Genomic DNA, 4687 nt, shown 5'->3' with positions numbered 1-4687 from the left:
CCTCGCCGCCGCCCTCCTGTCCACCGTCGCCGCGCCCGTTATGGCGCAAAGCGATCCTGTCGCCTCGGCTGCCGATGCCGCGCTGACTCAGGACCGCTATGCCTGGGACTTCGTGGAAGGCGTTACCACCGAGGTCGGTCCGCGTCAGGCCGGAACCGAGGCCGAAAAACGCGGACGCGACTGGGCCCGGGCCTGGCTGACGCGCAACGGGTTCGTGAATGTCGCGGACGAGCCGTTCCAGATGGAAACCTGGATCCCGGGCGATACGCACAAGGCCGAAATCCTCAGCCCCTACCCCCAACCGCTGGTGATCCAGCCGCTCGGCAACAGCGCATCGACCGGGCCTGAGGGGATAGAGGCCGAAGTGGTCGAATTCGAGAATGTAGACGCTTTGCGCGCCGCGCCCGATGGCAGCCTTGAAGGCAAGATCGCCTATATCAGCCACGCGATGACGCCGACGCAGGACGGCTCGCAATACGGCTTCGCAGGCCCCGCTCGCTGGGTCGGCGCCGGGATCGCGGCGAGCAAGGGCGCGATCGCGACAGTCATCAAGGCGGTGGGGACCGACTATCACCGCAATCCGCATACCGGTGGCACCAGCTTCCCCGACGGAGTCGCACCGACGCCAGCGGGCGCACTAAGCCTGCCGGACGCTGCCAATCTGGAGCGCATGTTCGATCGGGCGCAGGGCTTGCCCATACGCATGAAATTGACATTGACGCCGCGCAATCTGGGCATGACGACCAGCGGCAATGTCGTCGGCGAGATCGTCGGACGCGATCCGTCGCTGCCGCCTGTCCTCGTCGCCTGTCATCTCGATAGCTGGTGGAACAGCCCCGGCGCTTTCGACGATGCGGCGGGGTGCGGCATCGTTGCGGCGGCGGCCAAGCATGCCGCTTCGGGCGCGCAGCCGCTGCGCACGATCCGCGTGTTGATGGCAGGCGCCGAAGAGGTGGGACTGTACGGCTCGAAAGCCTATAGCGCAGCCCATATCGACGAGCCGATCGCGGTCGGGCTGGAAAGCGATTTCGGCGCGGACCGCATCTGGCGGTTCGAAAGCAATTTCCGCGACGCCAACCCCACGCTGCACGCCCGGATCGCCAGCGCGGTTGCGCGCTTTGGCGTTGCCAATGGCGCGCTGGTGGCGACCGGCGGCGCAGATATCGACATCGCCCGCGACCAGAAGACCGCGATCATCGATCTGCAGCAGGACGGCACGCGCTATTTCGACCTGCATCACACGCCCGACGACACGCTCGACAAGATCGACCCGGTCCAACTGCGCCAGAATGTGGCGGTGTGGACGCAGGTGGTCGGCATTCTGGCGAACGAGCCGGGCGCGATCCTGCCGCGCTGAGGTTCAATCGCTTCCGAATTCCTGGCGCAATAGGCGGGGGACCAGCATCAGCTGGAACACCGCTCTGAGCGCCAGGAACAGGACGAAGGACAGCCACAGCCCGTCATTGCCTAGCGGCCACGTCAGCCATAGCGACGCCGCATAGACCGCCGCTGCGCCGATCATGGAAACGAGTAGGGCGCGCGTCCAGCTTGCCCCGACGAACACGCCGTCGAACACGAAGGCCGCGACGCCTGCGAACGGCATGATCGCGAGCCAGATCGCGTAGGACCGCCCGGTTTTGGCTACGGCGGGCGTTGCGGCGAAGGTGTCGATCAGCGGCCCGGCAAACAGCGCCAGAGCGATCGACACTCCGGCAGCGAGCGCAAACCCGCGCCACAGGATCGCGCGCATATAGGCGGTGAAGCCTGCCCGGTCGTCGGCCCCGCGCCGCTCTCCGTTCAACACTTGCGCTGCATTCTCGAACCCGTCGAGCAGCAGCGCCATCAGTACGAAGAGCTGGTGGAAAATCCCGTTTGCCGCCAGCACCACCGGGCCGCGCTCGGCGCTGAGCCGGGTGAGCGCGGCGAGCGCGATCATCAGCACCACCGTGCGCAGGAACAGGTCGCGATTGACCGAAAGGAAGGGGCGCAATTTCGCAGGCGAGAGGATCGCGGCGTTCCGGGCGGCGGCCCTTATCGCGCGCCCCGTATCCCCGCGCATCACGAATAGCGCGATCGCCAGCAGCTTGGCGTATTCCGCGACGAAGCTCGACCAGCCGATCCCCGCAATGCCCCATTCGAGGCCGAGCGCCAGCCAAAGGCCGAGGGCGAGGTTGAGGAGGTTATAGGCGACCTCGAAAAAAAGCACCGCACGCATCCGCCGCTGTCCGACGAGAAAGCCGACCAGGGCGAAATTCGCCATCACGGCGGGCGCGCTCCAATAGCGGATATCGGCGTAGATCCGCGCGGCTCCCAGCACCCTACCTTCTGCGCCCAGGACATCGAGCAGCCAGGGAAGCAGGATCGGTTTCGCAATCAGCAAAACCAGCGCGATGGCAGTCCCGACCGCCAGCCCCCGCAGTAACAAGGCGGCCTGCGCCTCGCCGCCGGCACCGCCCGCGCTGCGCGTCCCGGCCTGTGCGACGAGGCCGGTTGTGCCGGTCTTGAGGAAGTTCATGACGACGAACAGCGTGGCAAACAGCCGCGCGCCGATATCGACCGCACCTTGCGTCGGCGCGTCGCCCAATCGGCCCACGATCCACATATCGCCCACGCCGATCAGCGCGGTGGCGACGTTCGTGACCATTGCGGGCAGGGCGATCGCCCAGATGGCGCGGCTATCTATGCGGGATGCGATGGGACTGGAACGGGACTGCATCGCGGTTGCATGCGGGGCGCGACGGCTTGGGGCAAGCGCTTGCATCGTCGCCTCGGTCGGCTAGCGCATGATGATGGACCTAGCCGACCTCATGCAGAACTATTTCGGAACGCGCGACCTCGCCGCGATCGAACCAGATGCCACCCGCGCCGGAGTCGAGCGAATGCGAGTCGATTTCGGATTGGAAAAGGATCGCGGGCGGCGCTTCGCGCTTTGGACGCTACTGCACATGTTCGATGCGGCCCCCGATCTCGACGTTGCGTTCGAGCACGAAGAGGATCGGGAGGCCGCGCGCAACCTTATGGACTTGATGGCACAGGCGAGCACCGTTCCGGAGGATTGACCGCCCTCTTATGCTTTGCGCTTGCGCTTCGCGTCGTGCCGGTTGGACGGCTTGGCGTGAAAATCCTTATGCCGCTTCTTGCGGCCGTTCTCTCGCGCCTGGACGCGCGGTCCTTCCGGCGCGCGCTCGATCGTAAATTCGCCGCCCTTTTCATCCTGCCCGGCCGTCTGTGCCGCAGTCTTCGCGAAGCTGCCGGCGACCGCGCGGGGGATCTGGAAATGCGTTTCGTTCTGCGCGATGCGGATCGCGCCGATCTCGTTACGAGTGATACCGCCGCGCTTGCACAGGATCGGCAGGATCCAGCGCGGATCGGCATTGCGGCGGCGGCCCACGTCGAGCCGGAACCAGACCGTATCCTCGAACCCGGCGCGATGCTTTTCCTTCTGCGCGGCGCGATGGGCATCGATCGTCTGCGCGGAAAACTCTTCGGGCTGCGGCATCTTCGCGCGATGGGCCTGCACCAGCATCAGCGCGATGTCCTGCGGGCTGCGTTCGGCCAGCAGCGTATCGGCGAGTTCGCGGTCGGCCCCGTCCACCGTGTCGTTATCGATCGGCTGCATCAGGGATTCGAGCATGCGCGAGCGATCCTGCGCGAGCACGGCCTTGCGGTCGGGCACGTCGATCCACGCGGTTTCGATACCCGCATGGCGCAGCATGCTTTCGGTGCGGCGGCGCTGGTTGAACGGCACGACCATCACTGCCGTCCCCTTGCGACCCGCGCGTCCGGTGCGGCCCGAGCGGTGCTGCAGGGTTTCCGCATCGCGCGGCAGATCGACATGGATGACGAGCGTGAGCGTGGGCAAATCGATACCGCGCGCCGCGACATCGGTGGCAACGCAGACCCGCGCGCGCCCGTCACGAAGCGTCTGGAGCGCCTGATTGCGTTCCGACTGCGAATGTTCGCCCGACAGAGCGACCACACCGAAGCCGCGATCCTGGAGCGCGCTGTGCAATTGCCGCACGCGTTCGCGCGTGGCGCAGAACAGGATCGCCGTTTCCGCCTCGTGGAAGCGCAGCAGGTTGACCACCGCGTTCTCGGTCGCGGACGGGGGAATGGCGACGGCCTGATAGGCAATATCGCCATGTCCGCGATCCTTGCCGCCGGTGGCGATGCGCAGCGCGTCGCGCTGATAACGGCGGGCGAGCGCTTCGATCGGGCGGGGCATGGTGGCCGAGAACATCAGCACGCGGCGGCCATCGGGCGTCGCTTCAAGGATGTATTCTAGCTCTTCGCGGAACCCCATGTCGAGCATCTCGTCCGCTTCGTCGAGCACCACGACTGCAAGGCCGGACAGGTCGAGCGCGCCGCGTTCGATATGATCGCGCAGGCGGCCGGGCGTGCCGACCACGATGGTGGCGCCCGCCTTCAGCGCGCGGCGTTCGGCCTGCGGGTTCATCCCGCCGACGCAGGACGCGATCCGCGCGCCGGTCTTTTCGTACAGCCAGTGCAGTTCCTTGCTGACCTGTAGCGCCAGCTCGCGCGTCGGCGCAATCACGAGGGCCGAGGGCGCGCCGCGCGACAGGAGCTGGCCATCATCGCCGAGCACCTGATCGGCGAAGGCGAGTCCGAAGGCGACGGTCTTGCCCGATCCGGTCTGCGCGGAGACGACGAGGTCGCGGCCATGCGC

4 protein-coding genes are annotated in these 4687 nt (G+C 66.7%); 2 read left to right on the top strand and 2 right to left on the bottom strand.

What is annotated here, in order from left to right:
* On the top strand, positions 1-1357 hold a 1357-nt coding region (locus A3736_RS16480), incomplete at its 5' end, for a M28 family peptidase (RefSeq protein ID WP_369815457.1).
* Between the two features lie 3 nt (positions 1358-1360).
* Here A3736_RS16480 and A3736_RS16475 read toward each other — a convergent pair.
* Positions 1361-2716: an MATE family efflux transporter gene (locus tag A3736_RS16475; RefSeq protein WP_067685159.1), complete on the bottom strand. Its 1356-nt coding sequence runs from the start codon at positions 2714-2716 to the stop codon at positions 1361-1363.
* Positions 2717-2789: 73 nt separating this feature from the next.
* Here A3736_RS16475 and A3736_RS16470 point away from each other — a divergent pair, with 73 nt between their 5' ends.
* Positions 2790-3059, top strand: a complete 270-nt coding sequence (locus A3736_RS16470) for a hypothetical protein (RefSeq protein ID WP_067685163.1) — start codon at positions 2790-2792, stop codon at positions 3057-3059.
* 8 nt (positions 3060-3067) lie between these two features.
* Here the strand turns inward: A3736_RS16470 and A3736_RS16465 are convergent.
* On the bottom strand, positions 3068-4687 hold a 1620-nt coding region (locus A3736_RS16465; protein WP_082851565.1), incomplete at its 5' end, for a DEAD/DEAH box helicase.

Origin of the sequence: Erythrobacter sp. HI0063, assembly GCF_001635685.1 — a bacterium.
Classification (GTDB): Bacteria; Pseudomonadota; Alphaproteobacteria; order Sphingomonadales; family Sphingomonadaceae; genus Qipengyuania.
The sequence above is the reverse complement of the archived record's forward strand: the minus strand, read 5'-3'. Positions and strand labels throughout refer to the sequence as shown.